This is a genomic window from Priestia sp. MDV22-iso46, assembly GCF_058629175.1.
In genome coordinates this window covers 1,621,411-1,638,434 of the sequence record NZ_JBZVWT010000001.1, presented here as the reverse complement: position 1 = coordinate 1,638,434, position 17,024 = coordinate 1,621,411, and the positions used below count along the sequence as shown (strand labels likewise).

The following is a 17,024-nucleotide window of genomic DNA, read 5'->3' as shown; positions in this document are numbered from 1 at the left end:
TGCATAGGCAGAGAAAATTTCGGAATTCTAATAAAAAAGAAGTTAAGGAGCTGATTTAATTTGAAGAAAATATGCTTACTTGTCTTTTTGCTGATTGTCTTGTACTCAGGAAAATCTGTTCATGCAGAAGTATCAGGAGAGATTAGGCATGAAATCTTTATAAATTTGCAGGACGCTTATCAGGCTCAGCTAAGAGCTGCGTCTGCCCATACTAATCAAGACGCTGTTGTTCGTGAGCTGAAATTGTTTTTAGATGATGAGTATGCATCTGTGTTTTTTAATGAGGCTCTCTTACAAAAAGCTCAAGGGTATGTTGGAGAGGGACCTGAATATTTAACACACTACATCCCTTTCTTTTCTTTTGATGAACAGACGAAGGTAGCTCTTCATTCCGACCAAAACAAAGCTTATGTCTATCAATTTTTTCCAGCTGTGCATAATGAACGGGTAAAATACCAAGATCATTATGAAATGATCACGTTAGTAAAAGAACAGGGGAAATGGAAAGTGCAAAAGTTTATATATAGTAAGTAACACTCAAAATAGCCGAGGAAAGCTTATTTTGAGTGTTTCTGTTACCCGATGTTAAGAAGCTTCTCAAGCGCTTGAAGGTCAAATCCTCTGATAATTTCCTGGTCAACACGAATGGTCGGAGTGGAATAAGACTCTAACTCAGTAGTCATTCGTTTTCGAGCAGAAGCATCTTTAGATACGTCAAATTCTTTATAGGAAACGTGATGATGCTGTAAAAACTGTTTAACAATTTCGCAAGGTGGGCAAGCTGGTTGTGTGTACAACTCTATAGATCTCAATGAAAGCACCTCCCTATATTAAAATGAATGGTGTTAAAGTAGAATGAAGTTTTGTATGATACATAGTATATCGCTATGTTATTATAATAAAAAACGACATATATCGCTATAATAAGGCATTTTCTTATGAAAAATCACGTAAAGTACTTGTGTTTTTTTAGTATGTGGCATATAGTGAAATGGTGTCTTTTAAGTATTAGTTTAGATAAAGTATTTATTTGAATTGATATTGTAGAAAAGTCGAATGCGTAATGATGTAATAGGTGAAAGGAGAGATTATATGTCACAATTACAAGGTATTTTAACTCGTCTTGTGAATCTCCGTGAGCAAGCAAGTGGAAGTGAAGCGCCACAACGCTTCTTCGAAGTAGAGGGAAAAAGAATTTGCAGCGTGAAATATCATGCAAAAACTGAAACATACGAACTTGAAGTATATCAAGATGGTGAAAAGCCAGCTGTTTATCAATTTGATAACGTTGATATGATTGCAATTGAAATTTTTGAACTTATTCATTAAGGGATAAAGCAAAACGAATGCCGCAAAGGATTTTATACTTTGCGGTATTTTTTTGTTACTGCGTATGAAGTTTTTGCGGTGGCTTCTGCCCTATTTTCCCGAGAAATATCGACAAAGTCATAGCGGATTTTCTGATAAATGGAAGGAACGGGTCGAATGCTGTAAAAAAATCAAAATAAAAAATTCAGATAATTATGAACTTTCGTTGACACTTGTTTTAAAAAAATCTAGACTTAACATATAAGGGAGAACATCGAGTGTGTCTGCTTCTATTCGCTCTTAAAAGTTCGCATTTACGTAAGCAAGCTATTTTCATTTTGTAGCTTGTTCTTTTTCTCTTTACACACGTGGAAGTTATGAGAAATGGAAGGAGAATGTATAAATGATTGATATTGATCACAATCAGTTAAATCAAATTGAACTTCGAGATTTGCTTGTCACTTCTGATAAAGTTGCTCATGTTCAAGTGGGAAATAATTTAGAACATGCTTTGCTTGTGTTAACAAAGACTGGCTATACGTCCATTCCCGTATTAAATCCAAGGTTTCAGCTGCAGGGGTTCGTGAGCATGACGCTTATTTTAGATTCGATTTTAGGATTAAAGCGCATTGAATTTGAACGATTAGAAACCATGAAAGTAGAAGAAGTTATGAATCAAAATGTTCCTCGTGTCTCCATGAAAAAATCCGTATTAAAAGTCATAAATGCCATGATTAACCATCCTTTTTTGTGCGTAGAGAATGAAGATGGCATTTTTGAAGGGATTTTAACACGAAGAAATTTGTTAAAGTCATTAAGAAGGCAGTCCATCATTCTCCCGAAAGAGTCATTTCAATAATTTTTTTAAGAAATCGTGTTTCAGCCTATCTTTCTCCGTTTTTTTCTTATATGATAAAGGTAAAATGAAAGTAAAAAGAGGCTTGAAAGGAATAACTGAATGCAATTAATAGAATGTCGAATGCTCGTTGTATTAGCTCAAGAATTAAATATGAGAAAAGCTGCAGAGAGATTATTTGTATCGCAACCAGCTTTATCACAGAGGCTGCAAACCATTGAAAAAGCATGGGATACACAAATCTTCATTCGTTCGCAAAAAGGACTGTCATTAACGCCTGCTGGAGAAAAGATTGTTCAATTTGCAAAAGAAGTGGTAGAAAAAGAAGATCGGGTTCGTGAGGACCTGCATCATTTAGATAATGAAGTATATGGTACACTCAAATTAGCGGTGGCTTCGATTATTGGACAGCACTGGCTGCCGGCGGTTTTAAAACGCTATATGGATCGTTACCCACATGCTAAAATCTCTCTTGTAACCGGCTGGAGCAGTGAAATGCTTCGCTATCTGTACGAAGATGAGGTACATATTGGAATCATACGCGGAAATCCGGATTGGAAAGGTGTCAAAGAACATTTGTTTACAGATCCTCTTTACCTAGTTGATTCAGAAATTGAAAGGGCAGCGGAAGTAGTAAATACTCATCGACCATTTATTCAATTTAAAAGTGACTCAACGTATTATCAAGAAATTTTAGAATGGTGGCATCGAGAGTTTCATACTACACCGAAGCGTACGATTGTAGTGGATCAGATTGAGACGTGTAAGCAAATGGCTTTAAATGGTCTTGGCTTCGCTATTTTACCATCGATTGCTATTAAAGAAGCTGGAAGCCATATTCACCGGACGCCGCTTCTAAAAGCAAATGGAGAGCCAATTACTCGAGACACTTCTTTAGTTGGATATGAATCAGCGTTTAAACTGAAGCAAGTTCGAGCATTTGTTGATATTGTACGTGAATATGTAAGAGAAACGGTCTAAAGCGAGCCTAGATGCTCGCTTTTTTTATTTGCAATCGTTATCTTTTTATTAAAACGATAATGATGCTTGTCATTGGGAAAGCATTTTGTTACATTAAATGAGACATTGCTTACTTAGGAGGAATACATAATGAAAATGATGGATGCTAATGAGATTATCTCATTTATTCAAAACAGCACAAAATCAACACCGGTAAAAGTTTACGTAAAAGGTGAAGTAGAAGGAATTGACTTTGGTTCATCTTCTAAAACATTCGTAACGGGCAACACAGGTGTAGTATTTGGTGAATGGAAAGAAATCAAAGCTGCTATTGAAGCAAACGAAGGAAAAATTGAAGACTACGTAATTGAAAACGATCGTCGCAACTCTGCGATTCCTTTATTAGATATGAAAGGAATTAAAGCTCGTATTGAGCCAGGCGCTATTATTCGCGATCAAGTTGAAATCGGCGACAACGCTGTTATTATGATGGGTGCATCTATTAACATCGGCTCTGTGATCGGTGAAGGAACAATGATCGACATGAACGTAGTACTTGGTGGTCGTGCGACAGTAGGTAAAAACTGTCACATCGGCGCAGGTTCTGTATTAGCTGGTGTTATTGAGCCACCTTCTGCAAAACCAGTTGTAGTAGAAGATGATGTAGTAATCGGTGCTAATGCTGTTGTTCTTGAAGGTGTAACAGTAGGTAAAGGTGCCGTAGTTGCTGCAGGTGCAATTGTGGTAGAAGATGTAGCTCCTTACACAGTAGTAGCAGGTACGCCGGCTCGCGTTATTAAAGAAATTGACGAAAAAACAAAGTCTAAAACAGAAATCAAGCAAGAATTGCGTCAATTAAACGAAGAATAAGAAAAACGATCAGTTTGCGCTTTTTCTTTGCTGAATTAATAGGTTTTAGCGATTGGGATACTGAATCCTTGAACGTATCATATGGACAAGTTGGAAGCGTGGGCAACCACGCTTTCTTCTTTATTTCGTGAGGAGGACATACACATGGCTGAAAATGAATTTGTGAAAATAAGAAGAGAGCTACATAAAATTCCTGAATTAGGGTTTCAAGAGGTGAAAACACAGCGTTTTTTGCTTGATTATATTAACACTCTTCCACAAGAGCGCTTAGAAGTAAAGACGTGGAAAACAGGACTCTTTGTTAAAGTACATGGTACAAATCCAACTAAAACAATAGGCTACCGAGCAGATATTGACGGTCTTCCTATCACGGAAGAAACGAATTATTCTTTTCAATCACAGCATGAAGGACTCATGCATGCCTGCGGACATGATATGCATATGGCCATTGGGTTAGGCGTATTGACTTACTTTGCTCAGCATGAAATCAAAGATAATGTACTGTTTATCTTTCAACCTGCAGAAGAAGGTCCAGGAGGAGCACAGCCAATGCTCCAAAGCGACATCATGAAAGAATGGCTTCCAGATTTCATCTTCGCCCTTCACGTAGCGCCTGAATATCCGGTTGGGTCGATTGCGCTGAAGGAAGGGTTACTATTTGCTAACACGTCTGAGCTATTTATTGATTTAAAAGGAAAAGGCGGCCATGCTGCTTATCCACATACAACAAATGATATGGTAGTTGCGGCATGCCAGCTCGTTTCACAGCTTCAAACTATTGTTGCTCGCAACGTTGATCCGCTAGACAGCGCTGTAATTACAGTAGGAAAAATTCAAGGCGGGACGGTTCAAAATATTATTGCGGAGCGAGCTCGCATAGAAGGAACCATTCGCACGCTATCTCCTGAATCAATGACGCGTGTTAAAGAACGAATTGAAGCGATTGTTAAAGGAGTAGAAGTAGGGTACCAGTGTGAAACAGCCATTGATTATGGTTGTATGTATCATCAAGTATATAATCACCATGAAGTCACGCGAGAGTTCATGGAATTTGCCAAAGAGCAAACGGACGTGGATGTCATTGAGTGCAAAGAAGCAATGACAGGCGAAGATTTTGGCTATATGCTAAAAGATATTCCTGGATTTATGTTTTGGCTTGGCGTTCAGTCTGAATATGGGCTTCATCATGCAAAGCTGCAGCCTCATGAAGGCGCAATAGATATTGCGATTTCACTTATTACAAAATATTTTGAACATAAAGGCAATCAATAAATCGTATAATCATTTTTCCTTATGGCTAAATTAATACCATGAGGAGGTGGGCAACGATGGCACGAATTGGTGTAGAATACGGTTTAACAGATGTACAGGCTGCACTTCAGCAGCTCGGACATGAAGTGGTACAATTACGCAACGAAAGTGATGCACAAGGGTGCGATTGCTGTGTTGTAACAGGACAGGATTCAAACGTAATGGGGATTTCTGATGCAGTAACGCAAGGCTCAGTTATTACAGCTAGCGGATTAACGGCAGAAGAAATTTGTCAGCAAGTAGGCAACAAGGTACAAGGATAAAAGAAAGCCGAAGGAATAAATCCTTCGGCTATTTTTTATGCATGCTGAGGCTGCTTGACATCTTCAGGCTGCTTTTTATCAATATTTACTTGATGAGGGAACGGAATATCAATACCGTTTGCGTCAAACGCTTCTTTAAATTCTTTGCGAAGCTGACGTTCAATCCCCCACTGTTCACCGTTTTTAGCTTTGCCAACTACACGAAGCACAACGTCCGATGCGCCTAGACCTTGAACTCCTATCACGTTTGGTCCTTCTACAATATTTTCATTTGTTGCAGCAACGCGCTCGCATACTTTTTCTAGTACGGAAATAGCTTTGTCAATATCATCATCATACGAAATGCCAATATCAATTAACGCGCGCATATTGCCTCGGGAATGATTGCTTAAGCTTGTAATTTCACGGTTAGGCACATAGTGCAGAGTTCCATCAAACCCGCGAATTTGAGTAGTACGAAGACCTACTGATTCGACAATTCCTGAAAAACTTCCGGTTGTTACATAGTCGTCAACATCAAGCTGTTTCTCAAGAAGTAAAAAGAAACCTGTTACAACGTCGCTAACCAGTCCTTGAGCACCGAACCCGATTGCTAGACCCACAACTCCGGCACCAGCTAATAGAGCCGTGGCATGGATATTTACTGCTTCAAGCAGCATAACGACAAAAATAAAAATAAGTACATATGAAAACACATTAACGGTTAAACTTTTGAGTGTGAGCATACGTCCGCGCGTAGCGTTTTCGCGCTCACTCATTTTTTCAAAGGAACGTTCAATAACTTTTTTACCAATTGCCCGTACAAGTAAAAATACAATGGTAATGGCAATGAGTTTTAACACAATAACTCCAGCATTGGTAAGAAGCTGTTCCCAGTTGATGTCTTGCATCTTAAACATTAGTTGTTCATCCTTCCTATGTTCTGTTTCAATATTAATAAGTGGGAATTTATTCTGTGGAAAAGATTTTGTAAGAGTATGAGCACATTTGTTTATTCCCGATATTAGACATGCTAAACTGAGAAGGTAAATAAATGCAACCCTTTTATAGCATTTTTTTGCTGGAATCAGGGTTTAATTTGCCCTAAAGGCGGGCATAACAACTATGTTACCATTATAAGATGTTGTTTAAATTCATTCTTAATTAATATTGACTAAAAAAACAATATCCATTATAATGAAAACCGTTATAACAGTACATAAGTGAGAATGTTTTATACATTTTCTCATTTAATAATTATTTGGAGGGATCATGTATGCCAGAACGTATGGTAGGTAAACAAGCTCCACGCTTTGAAATGGAAGCTGTATTATCAAACAAAGAATTCGGTAAAGTTAGCTTAGAAGAAAATATTAAAAATGACAAATGGACAGTATTATTCTTCTATCCAATGGACTTTACATTTGTATGTCCAACAGAAATCACTGCACTTTCTGACCGTTATGATGAGTTTGAAGATCTTGACGCAGAAGTAATCGGTGTTTCTACAGACACAATCCATACACACTTAGCTTGGATCAACACTGATCGTAAAGATAATGGTTTAGGTGATCTTAAATATCCATTAGCAGCTGATACAAATCACGTTGTTTCTCGTGAGTACGGCGTTTTAATTGAAGAAGAAGGTGTAGCACTTCGCGGTTTATTCATCATCAGCCCAGAAGGCGAATTACAATATTCAGTTGTAAACCACAACAATATTGGCCGTGACGTTGATGAAACTTTACGTGTTCTTCAAGCGTTACAAACTGGCGGACTTTGCCCAGCTAACTGGAAACCAGGTCAAGCTACTTTAAACGCGTAAGCACAACGTTTAAAAGGTCTAACGTCCACGTTAGGCCTTTTTTTCATCGGATAATAAAGAACATATAGTCAATAATAGTGAAAATAAGGGAGGCTTTTATTCATGAAATTACGTCAGCCAATGCCTGAGTTAACGGGCGCTACAGAATGGTTAAACGGAGAGGTTACAAAAGAGCAGCTAATCGGCGAAAAGCCAACGCTTATTCATTTTTGGTCAGTAAGCTGTCATTTATGTAAAGAAGCAATGCCTCAAGTAAATGAATTTCGCGACCAATACAAAGATCAATTAAATGTGGTAGCAGTTCATATGCCGCGCTCTGAAGATGATTTAGACTTATCAAAAATTAAAGAAGTCGCAGCAGAACATGATATTACGCAGCCAATTTTTGTAGACAGTGAGCATAAATTAACGGATGCATTTGAAAATCAATATGTACCGGCATATTATGTATTTGACAAAACAGGTCAGCTACGCCACTTCCAAGCTGGTGGGAGCGGTATGAAAATGCTTGAAAAGCGCGTGAATCGTGTATTAGGCGAGAACGAATAAATACAGGCAGTTGTAACAGGTGAAAAGCATTCGATGCTTAGTAGAACTTGCATCGAATGTTTTTCTTTTTTGTGTGTAGGAAGTAACTGATAAAGGAAATATAAAAATGTGGATTTTTTCTTGTGAGTTTACACCATACTAACACTAACAACATGATACGAAACTTACTATTGGAGGTAATTTACATATGAAATTAGGTATGATTGGCTTAGGGAAAATGGGAGCAAACTTAGTATTGAATTTACTAGATCATAACCATTCTGTGGTAGCATTCGATGTGAACAACGAAGCCGTACAGAAAGTAGCAGAAAAGGGAGCAGAAGGCGCTTCTTCCATTAAAGAATTAGTGAGCAAATTAGAAAAACCACGCATTGCTTGGGTAATGGTTCCGGCTGGGGAGCTCACAGAAAAAGTAATTTCTGAGCTCCAAGAACTACTTGAAGAAGGAGATATGATTATTGAAGGCGGTAATTCCAAGTATAAAGATTCTGTACGACGTGCTGCAGCTTCTGCTGAAAAAGGAATTCACTACTTTGATGTTGGAACAAGCGGCGGAATGGAAGGTGCCCGAAACGGCGCTTGTATGATGATTGGGGGAGATAAAGAAGCATTTGCTACAATCGAACCTATTTTCCGCGACATCAACGTAGAAAACGGCTATCTCTATTCAGGTGCAGCAGGAAGCGGCCACTTCTTGAAAATGGTTCATAACGGAATTGAGTACGGTATGATGCAAGCAATTGCTGAAGGTTTTGATGTGTTAGAGAAAAGTGAATTTGACTATGACTATGAAGCTGTAGCCCGCGTATGGAATAATGGCTCTGTTATTCGCTCATGGTTAATCGAATTAATGGAACGTGCATTTTCAAAAGATGCAAAACTTGACAGTATTAAAGGAGTTATGCATTCTTCCGGTGAAGGAAAATGGACGGTTGAATCAGCTTTAGATTTACAAGTGCCAACGCCAGTTATTGCTCTATCGTTAATGATGCGCTATCGCTCACTTGAAGACGATACGTTTACAGGTAAAGTAGTTGCCGCTCTTCGCAATGAGTTCGGCGGACATGCAGTAGAAAAACAATAAAAAAAGAGGCTGGGACAAACGTATTTTAGACGAATTGAAAAACGAACCATGGATCAACATGTTTGATTAGTGGTTCGTTTTTTTGTTATGGTGAATAGTTTCGTCTGTTTAGATCTTTCTAGCAGTTGATGGGAGGGCAAGGCGAAGGCTCCTGGGGGGAAAGCGAAGTCTTGCAAGAAAATCAACTGTGGTATTACAAGCAGTTCAACTAATGTATTCCATTTGTTCGTCTTTAGATTGAATTCATTTAGTTATATCCCAACCTCTTTTTTTATGACTATTTACCTTTTTTTGAAAAAATATCTAAAAATTATGGTAATTTATTTCGGGAACCGATATATTTAAATATGTGTGCCACATTTTAGCCAAAGGAAGGACGGGGTATATGGAAACGTTTAAAAAACTAAAAGATTTTTATTTGCCGTACCGAATGTACTTTTTTTATTCTGCTATTTGCTTGTTGTTTGTAACCTCCATCACTGTGATTTACCCTATTGTGCTGCAATATACGATTGATCATATTGTGTTAGGGAAACAATATCAGCTAGTCGATAATGTAGCATTTATTTTTATTGGGCTGATGATTGTCAAAGGAATCTTTACATATATTCAGCAATATTACGGCGACTTATTTGGAATTAAGTCCGTGTATACTCTTCGCAATAAACTTTACCGCAAACTTCAGTATTTACCGTTTTCTTACTATGACAATGCTAAAACAGGGGACTTGATGTCCAGGTTGACAGCTGATGTAGAAGGATTTCGTTTTTTTCTATCTTTTGGCTTCTCAGAATTAATTCGCTTCGTTATTTTACTTACTGCCAGCTTTTCCGTTATGTTCTATTACTCTATTTCACTCACTTTTGTCACAATCTTCCTGCTGCCTTTTTTGGGTGTAGCTGTTTATCGTTTTGATAAACGCGTTCATCCAGCGTTTCGCTTAATTCGCCAATCGTTTGGGGAACTTAATACAAATGTTCAAGAAAATATAAGCGGCATACAAACGGTTAAGTCATTATCAAGAGAAAAATTTCAAACTTCTAAATTTAACGACTCCAACGGAGTTTATAAAAATCGAAACATTGAAACCGCGAATGTGTGGGCAACTTATTTCCCGTTAATGGAGTTTATAGGAAACTTATCTATTGTTGGTCTCCTTGCGTACGGAGGAGCACTTGTTATGAACGGAAGTGTACGTCCGGGAGAGCTTGTTGCTTTCTTTAGCTTAACCTCTTATTTAATGTGGCCTATTATGAATCTAGGGTTTGTTATCAATATGTTTTCACAGTCTAAAGCTTCAGGTGAAAGGCTGCTAGAAATTTTAGAAGAAGAAGAAAAAGTCCATGAGCATGCCGGAAGTTTCTCTATTAATGGAACGGTCGAGTTTCAACATGTTAGCTTATCCTATCCAAACGAAGAAAAAAAGTCGCTTGAGAATATATCATTTTCTGCTTCTAAAGGAAAAGTAGTAGGTTTAATCGGAGCAACTGGAGCCGGCAAAACAAGCTTAACACAGCTGCTCACGAGGTTTTACGAACCAACTTCAGGAAAAATCTTAGTTAACCATCGTCCGATTAAAGAGTATCCGCTCCCTGTTCTTCGGAAAGAAATTGGCTTTGTACTTCAAGAAACGTTTTTGTTCTCAAGCAGTATAGGAACCAACATCTCCTATGGCGTGCCGGGTATTTCTAGAGAAGACATTATTGATGCTGCAAAACGAGCGCAGGCGCATGACTTTATTATGGAGCTTCCAGATGGGTATGACACGATGCTGGGAGAGAGAGGCCTGGGGTTATCAGGCGGACAAAAGCAGCGCATTGCGATTGCACGAGCGCTTATCTTAAACCCTAGCATCTTAGTATTAGATGATGCCACGAGTGCTGTTGATATGAAAACAGAAAGAGAAATTCAATTGGCTTTAAAAGAAGTGATGAAAAATCGTACTACGTTTATTATCGCACACCGCCTTTCTTCTTTGCGACATGCCGATGAAATCTTAGTCTTGCATGAAGGTCAAATAAAAGAGAGAGGAAGCCATGAAACGCTCATTCAAAAGCAAGGGATTTATAAAAATATTTATGACATTCAATATGAAAGCAATACGTCAGTGATGAACGTATAACAAGGGAGGAATAGAATGGAAGCCGAAAAAAATAAAGTTGTGCGAGAGCGCTTTTATTATCAAACAGATCAAATCATTGATAAGATGTTTAACTGGAAGCAAATGGCCCGCTTGTTTCGTTATCTTCATCCATATCGAAAAAACTTGCTTCCTTTCTCGTTTCTTATGGTCATTATCACGACGGTCATTAGACTCGCTATTCCTATTTTGATAGGTGTATATACGCTTGATCATGCTGTAAAAGATAAGAATAGCACGCTGCTCATGCAGTTAGTTTTCATAATCTTTAGCTTGTATGTACTATCTTATATTTCGAATATCTTTCGAATTAAATGGATGAACCAACTCGGGCAGCACGTTATATATGATTTAAGAAAACATTTATTTACGCATATTCAAGGGCTGTCGCACCGGTTTTTTGATACGCGTTCAGGAGGCTCTATTCTTGTAAGGATCATGAATGATATTAACTCTCTTCAAGATTTATTTACTAACGGGGTAGTTAACCTGTTTATGGACCTCTTATTGTTAGTTGGGATTGTAGTTATATTATTTTCTCTCAGTCCTGCTTTGACATGTGCTGTTTTAATCATTTTACCGATTATGTTCTTGATTTCCACAAAGCTGAGAAGAAGAATTCGTCGGTCGTGGCAAGTTGTTCGTATGAAGCAGTCAGTATTAAATTCACATTTAAATGAGAGTATTCAAGGCATTCGCGTCACTCAATCATTTGCTCAAGAACAAGAAAATATGCTGTTTTTTGAGCGCATAAACAGTGAAAATTACGAGAGCTGGAGGCAAGCTACTCGAAAAAATGCCATGTTTCGACCGTTTGTAGAACTCACAAATGCTGTCGGAACGGCTATTTTAATTTGGTTCGGTGCTGTACTTATTCAAGATGAACGGCTAACAATTGGTATTTTTGTATCATTTGCTTTTTATCTTGGAATGTTTTGGGAACCGATTTCTCGTTTAGGGCAAGTGTATAATCAATTATTAATGGGAATGGCTTCATCCGAGCGTATTTTTGAATTTCTAGATGAAAAACCTCTCGTCGCAGATTTGGAAACCGCTACGTCTTTAGAGGATATGAAAGGAAAAGTTGAGTTCAAGCACGTCTCATTTTCTTATGATGGGAAGCGGAAAGCTCTAAACAACGTATCAATTGACATAAAAGAAGGCCAGACGGTTGCTTTAGTGGGGCATACTGGATCTGGAAAAACATCCATTGCTAATTTAATCACACGTTTTTATGATGTAAACGAAGGGCAGATTTTAATTGATAATATGCCTATTCAAGATATTACGTTAGCGAGTTTACGAGCGCAAATTAGTATTGTGCTGCAAGAAACCTTTATTTTTTCAGGAACCATTATGGAAAACATTCGGTTTGGAAAACCGGATGCTACTGATGATGAAGTGATTAAGGCCGCAGAAGCGGTAGGGGCTGCAGATTTTATAAAGCATCTGAAAAAAGGTTATGATACGGAAGTAGAAGAGCGAGGAAACGTCTTATCCGTGGGAGAGCGTCAATTGATTTCATTTGCTCGAACGCTGTTGGCTGATCCTCGTATTATCATTTTAGATGAAGCGACAGCAAGCATCGATACAGAAACAGAAGTGAAGATTCAACAGGCGCTTAAAACGCTGTTAAAAAACAGAACTGCCATCATGATTGCTCATCGGTTATCTACTATACGAGAAGCAGATAACATCATTGTATTAGATCACGGAAGCATTATTGAAACAGGGAATCACGGGGAACTAATGCAGCAAAAAGGCGTATATTATTACCTTGTTCAAACCCATGCTACAGCTTAAAAACAGAGGGAGCTGATCCTTCTGTTTTTCTATGAGTGTGAGAAATAGTAAAGAGATATAAGTGTTAACGGGAAAATGAGGTTGATACAAAAGAATTGTGGTAAAATAACGGTAGTTCAGATTTTTTCCTGTACATAATGGAGGAATTCAAATGAAAAAAGAATTTGCAGTCATCGGATTAGGTAGATTTGGAGGAAGTATTTGTAAAACATTAAGCGATCAAGGAATGGAAGTTCTGGCGATTGATATTGATGAAGAAAAGGTAAATGAGTATGCTAACGTTGCTTCCCATGCAGTAGTAGGCGATTCAATGGATGAAGGGGTTCTAAAAAGTTTAGGAATTCGTAATTTTGATCATGTTATCGTAGCTATTGGTGACAATATTCAGGCAAGTATTTTGACGACCCTTATTTTAAAAGAGCTGGGCGTTGAAAAAATAACGGTAAAAGCGCAAAATGATTATCACGCCAAAGTATTATCAAAAATTGGCGCTAATTTTATCGTGCATCCCGAACGAGATATGGGACGAAGAATTGCTAATAACATGATTTCAAACAGCGTTCTAGATTATTTAGAGCTATCTGAAGAACACAGCATTGTCGAATTAGTAGCGAGCAAAAGAATGGCTGGCAATACGCTGATTGAGTTAGACATTCGTGCAAAATATGGCATTAACATTGTAGCCATTAAGCGTGATCGAGATATCATCGTTTCTCCTCAGGCGTCCGAAACGATTCAAGAAGAGGACGTTTTGATTGTTATTGGAGCAGATGCAGATATTAACCGCTTCGAAAATAAATTTGCCAGTGCTTAATAAAAAAGAGCAGATGCAATTGCATCCGCTCTTTTTCTTTTATTAAACCTCCATAATGATTGGTAAAATCATTGGACGGCGCTTTGTTTTTTCGTAAAGGAATGGAGCCAATGTGTCTGTGATTTCATTTTTAATCTCAGACCATTGTGACGTACGACGTTCCATCACTTTGTTCAAGTGTTTTGTAATGAGGGACTGTGCATCATTAATTAAGTCGCCAGATTCGCGCATATAAACAAAACCACGAGAGATAATGTCTGGACCAGCAGCGATCTTGAAGTCTTTCATATTGATGCTTACAACCACAATAACAAGACCTTCTTCAGATAAAATGCGGCGGTCACGAAGTACGATATTTCCAATGTCACCAATTCCGCTTCCGTCAATATATACAGAGCCTGAAGGGATTTTGCCGGCTACTGAAGCTTCGCTGTCGCTTAAAGCTAGCACCTCTCCATTATCCATAATGAAGCAGTTTTCTTCAGGAACTCCACAGTCTGTTGCAAGTTTGATGTGCATCTTCTGCATGCGATACTCACCGTGAATTGGCATAAAGTATTTTGGTTTCATCAAACGAAGCATTAATTTTTGCTCTTCCTGTCCGCCGTGTCCAGAAGTATGGATATCGTTTAGAGCACCGTGAATAACCTCTGCTCCTGCACGGAATAGCATATCAATTGTTTTGCTAACACTTACTGTATTTCCTGGAATAGGTGAAGATGAGAATACAACCGTATCTCCAGGGATAATTTGAATTTGGCGGTGAGTACCGTTTGCAATTCTAGATAGCGCTGCCATCGGTTCACCTTGGCTGCCTGTACATAAAATAGTCACGCGGTTAGCTGGAATTCGGTTAATTTGAGAAGGCTCAATGAACGTATCTTTTGGACATGAAATATATCCAAGCTGTTGGCCAATCTCAATAGCTGCTTCCATACTGCGTCCGAATACAGCAACTTTACGGTTATGCAATACGGCTGCTTCCACTACTTGCTGTAAGCGGTGAATATTTGAAGCAAACGTTGCAAAAATAATACGGCCGTCTACTTTACGGAAAATGTCATGAATGCTGTCACCTACGCGGCGCTCAGACATCGTAAAGTTAGGAATTTCACTGTTTGTACTGTCTGAAAGCAAGCATAGAACGCCTTCTTTACCGATTTCAGCCATTTTTGTTAAGTTAGCCGGTTCGCCCACTGGTGTAAAATCAAACTTGAAATCTCCTGTATGTACGATTTGTCCGTTTGGTGTTTTTACCACAATTCCGTAAGAATCAGGAATACTGTGAGTTGTGCGGAAGAACGTTACCGATGTTTTACGGAATTTAATTACGTCATCTTCAGTAATTTCATGAAGCTGAGCTGTACGAAGCAACCCATGCTCGTCTAATTTATTGCGAAGAAGCCCAAGGGCTAATTTCCCTGCATAAATAGGAATGTTTAATTCTCTTAATAAGTAAGGAATTCCGCCGATGTGATCTTCATGACCATGTGTAACGAAAAGGCCACGGATTTTATCTGCATTTTTTACTAAATAACTGTAGTCAGGAATAACGTAGTCAATTCCTAAAAGCTCATCTTCAGGGAATTTAATTCCTGCATCAATAAGAATAATTTCATCTTGAAACTGTACGGCATACGTATTTTTACCGATTTCGCCTAGTCCACCCAGGGCGAAGACTGCCGTTTGATTATTTTTTACAAATTTCATTTTCATCATATCTCCAATACTTTAAAATCTTCATGCTGTTGTTCATATTCTAGATAGTCTCCAGTCACTGCTTGAACAAACTCAATATTAATTGAACGCGCTTTTAACTTTTTACGAACGTCACGCTCAGAATCTGCGTTCACATACACTGTTTTTGTATTTTCACGTACAGCTACTTCACTCATTTTTTCTTGAAAATAAACTTTAAAAATCATAACAAAAATCTCTCCTTAATTCCGAAATTCAAATAACTTATTTTATTATATTATAAAATGTGTATGTATTTCATGTATTTTCTAAAGAAACTTGCTTTCACTACATTTTAGTCATCTAAATATAACAAGTCAATTAATTATAGAATAATATTAATAGGAAACGGATACAAGACTATATTTTCCGGGCGTATAAAAAATAAGGGCTATTCCATTGTACGATGCAGACACACACTCTGCAAATTTTACAACAGAAAGCCCTAAAAAAATCGATTATGCCATCGTTTTTTTACGCAATAATTCATTCCAGCGTTTTAGCAGCCTTTTTCGAAAATCTTTTAACATGATTTTTCAGCTCCTTTGTTTTTTTGCGATACCTGCCTGTCTCTCTCTGTACTTTTATTATATGATGAAAAGGGAGAGGTTTCTCGTGGTTAAATATGGAAAAAATGTAAATTGGACCGTCCATTTATAGAGAAACCAGCGCTTGTTTGATATAATTGGAAAGGCTTAACAAAGAGATAAAAAATTATAAAAAATAAGGTGATAAACGTGGAACGAAAGATTATTTTTTTTGATATTGATGGAACGTTATTGGATCATGATAAAAAACTACCTGCTTCTACAAAAAAAGCTGTCCGGCTGTTAAAAGAGCAGGGGCATGAAGTGGCAATTGCAACTGGAAGGGCTCCTTTTATGTTTAAAGATCTGCGTGAAGAGTTGGATATTCAAACATATATTAGCTTTAATGGTCAGTACATTGTTTTAAATGGAGAAGTTCTTTACAAAAACCCGTTAAATAAAGAAGAGCTTCAAGATTTAACAGCTTTTGCTGTTGAGCATGATCACCCTGTCGTATACATGGATCATGAAGATATGAAATCAAACATTGAATTTCATGACTATATCGAATCCAGCATCAGCACGCTGAAAATTGGATTTACCCACCCTCACCACGACCCTACTTATTTCAAAGGGCGTGAAATTTATCAATCCCTCTTATTCTGTACAGCGGGAGAAGAAGCTCCTTATGAAGAAAAATTTAAGAAATTTGACTTTATTCGCTGGCATGAATTTTCAACTGATGTTCTGCCAAAAGGTGGATCAAAAGCGCGAGGAATTGAGACCATGATTGAAAAGCTTGGCTTTGACAAAAAAGATGTATATGCATTCGGAGACGGCTTAAACGATATCGAAATGCTGGAATTTGTCGGAAATGGCGTAGCGATGGGAAATGCGGAAGAAGTCGTGAAAGAAGTTGCTAATCTTGTTACAAAAGATGTAGCAGAAGATGGTATTCTCCACGGATTAGAGCTAGTAGGATTATTAAAGTAAGAAAA

18 protein-coding genes are annotated in these 17,024 nt (G+C 37.9%); 14 read left to right on the top strand and 4 right to left on the bottom strand.

The genetic code is table 11. The features are described from left to right. Positions 1-60 precede the first annotated feature (60 nt). On the top strand, positions 61-534 hold the full coding sequence (locus tag AC4NPH_RS08435) for a DUF3993 domain-containing protein (RefSeq protein ID WP_013056033.1): 474 nt from the start codon (positions 61-63) through the stop codon (positions 532-534). A gap of 41 nt (positions 535-575) precedes the next feature. On the opposite strand, the gene AC4NPH_RS08430 is transcribed toward AC4NPH_RS08435, so the two are convergent. Continuing rightward, positions 576-812, bottom strand: a complete 237-nt coding sequence (locus tag AC4NPH_RS08430) for a glutaredoxin domain-containing protein (protein WP_013056034.1) — start codon at positions 810-812, stop codon at positions 576-578. Between the two features lie 280 nt (positions 813-1,092). Between AC4NPH_RS08430 and AC4NPH_RS08425 the strand changes: the two genes are divergently transcribed. The 6 genes from AC4NPH_RS08425 to AC4NPH_RS08400 all read left to right on the top strand — a co-directional run bounded on the left by AC4NPH_RS08425 (position 1,093) and on the right by AC4NPH_RS08400 (position 5,568). Continuing rightward, complete coding sequence (locus AC4NPH_RS08425) at positions 1,093-1,329, top strand: YkuJ family protein (protein ID WP_013056035.1); 237 nt, start codon at positions 1,093-1,095, stop codon at positions 1,327-1,329. Positions 1,330-1,711: 382 nt separating this feature from the next. Beyond that, positions 1,712-2,167, top strand: a complete 456-nt coding sequence (gene cbpB / locus AC4NPH_RS08420; protein ID WP_013056036.1) for a cyclic-di-AMP-binding protein CbpB — start codon at positions 1,712-1,714, stop codon at positions 2,165-2,167. Positions 2,168-2,266: 99 nt separating this feature from the next. Next, positions 2,267-3,145, top strand: coding sequence for a transcriptional regulator CcpC (gene ccpC / locus AC4NPH_RS08415; RefSeq protein WP_013056037.1), 879 nt, complete (start codon positions 2,267-2,269; stop codon positions 3,143-3,145). A 129-nt stretch (positions 3,146-3,274) separates the two neighbouring features. Continuing rightward, positions 3,275-3,994, top strand: a complete 720-nt coding sequence (gene dapD / locus AC4NPH_RS08410; protein ID WP_013082280.1) for a 2,3,4,5-tetrahydropyridine-2,6-dicarboxylate N-acetyltransferase — start codon at positions 3,275-3,277, stop codon at positions 3,992-3,994. Positions 3,995-4,138: 144 nt separating this feature from the next. Then, positions 4,139-5,266, top strand: a complete 1,128-nt coding sequence (locus AC4NPH_RS08405; protein ID WP_013056039.1) for an N-acetyldiaminopimelate deacetylase — start codon at positions 4,139-4,141, stop codon at positions 5,264-5,266. A gap of 56 nt (positions 5,267-5,322) precedes the next feature. Next, positions 5,323-5,568: a YkuS family protein gene (locus tag AC4NPH_RS08400; protein ID WP_013056040.1), complete on the top strand. Its 246-nt coding sequence runs from the start codon at positions 5,323-5,325 to the stop codon at positions 5,566-5,568. 35 nt (positions 5,569-5,603) lie between these two features. Here AC4NPH_RS08400 and AC4NPH_RS08395 read toward each other — a convergent pair whose 3' ends face one another. Then, positions 5,604-6,467: a mechanosensitive ion channel family protein gene (locus AC4NPH_RS08395; protein WP_013056041.1), complete on the bottom strand. Its 864-nt coding sequence runs from the start codon at positions 6,465-6,467 to the stop codon at positions 5,604-5,606. A 356-nt stretch (positions 6,468-6,823) separates the two neighbouring features. Here AC4NPH_RS08395 and AC4NPH_RS08390 point away from each other — a divergent pair, with 356 nt between their 5' ends. The 6 genes from AC4NPH_RS08390 to AC4NPH_RS08365 all read left to right on the top strand — a co-directional run bounded on the left by AC4NPH_RS08390 (position 6,824) and on the right by AC4NPH_RS08365 (position 13,762). Then, complete coding sequence (locus AC4NPH_RS08390; protein WP_014461006.1) at positions 6,824-7,372, top strand: peroxiredoxin; 549 nt, start codon at positions 6,824-6,826, stop codon at positions 7,370-7,372. Positions 7,373-7,474: 102 nt separating this feature from the next. Then, positions 7,475-7,921, top strand: coding sequence for a redoxin domain-containing protein (locus AC4NPH_RS08385; protein ID WP_013056043.1), 447 nt, complete (start codon positions 7,475-7,477; stop codon positions 7,919-7,921). Positions 7,922-8,108: 187 nt separating this feature from the next. Beyond that, on the top strand, positions 8,109-9,005 hold the full coding sequence (gnd, locus tag AC4NPH_RS08380) for a phosphogluconate dehydrogenase (NAD(+)-dependent, decarboxylating) (protein WP_013056044.1): 897 nt from the start codon (positions 8,109-8,111) through the stop codon (positions 9,003-9,005). Between the two features lie 385 nt (positions 9,006-9,390). Beyond that, entirely contained in the window at positions 9,391-11,127 is a 1,737-nt protein-coding gene (locus AC4NPH_RS08375) for an ABC transporter ATP-binding protein (protein WP_013056045.1), read from the top strand. Between the two features lie 15 nt (positions 11,128-11,142). Then, the gene (locus AC4NPH_RS08370; RefSeq protein ID WP_013056046.1) at positions 11,143-12,948 is read left to right on the top strand and encodes an ABC transporter ATP-binding protein; all 1,806 of its coding nucleotides are present in this window, start codon (positions 11,143-11,145) and stop codon (positions 12,946-12,948) included. A 151-nt stretch (positions 12,949-13,099) separates the two neighbouring features. Next, entirely contained in the window at positions 13,100-13,762 is a 663-nt protein-coding gene (locus AC4NPH_RS08365) for a potassium channel family protein (RefSeq protein WP_063670976.1), read from the top strand. Positions 13,763-13,804: 42 nt separating this feature from the next. On the opposite strand, the gene rnjA is transcribed toward AC4NPH_RS08365, so the two are convergent. Both rnjA and AC4NPH_RS08355 read right to left on the bottom strand, forming a co-directional pair. Beyond that, positions 13,805-15,472: a ribonuclease J1 gene (gene rnjA / locus AC4NPH_RS08360; protein WP_013056048.1), complete on the bottom strand. Its 1,668-nt coding sequence runs from the start codon at positions 15,470-15,472 to the stop codon at positions 13,805-13,807. Between the two features lie 5 nt (positions 15,473-15,477). Beyond that, positions 15,478-15,687: a DNA-dependent RNA polymerase subunit epsilon gene (locus AC4NPH_RS08355; RefSeq protein WP_013056049.1), complete on the bottom strand. Its 210-nt coding sequence runs from the start codon at positions 15,685-15,687 to the stop codon at positions 15,478-15,480. Positions 15,688-16,236: 549 nt separating this feature from the next. Here AC4NPH_RS08355 and AC4NPH_RS08350 point away from each other — a divergent pair. Then, on the top strand, positions 16,237-17,019 hold the full coding sequence (locus AC4NPH_RS08350; RefSeq protein ID WP_013056050.1) for a Cof-type HAD-IIB family hydrolase: 783 nt from the start codon (positions 16,237-16,239) through the stop codon (positions 17,017-17,019). Positions 17,020-17,024 lie beyond the last annotated feature (5 nt).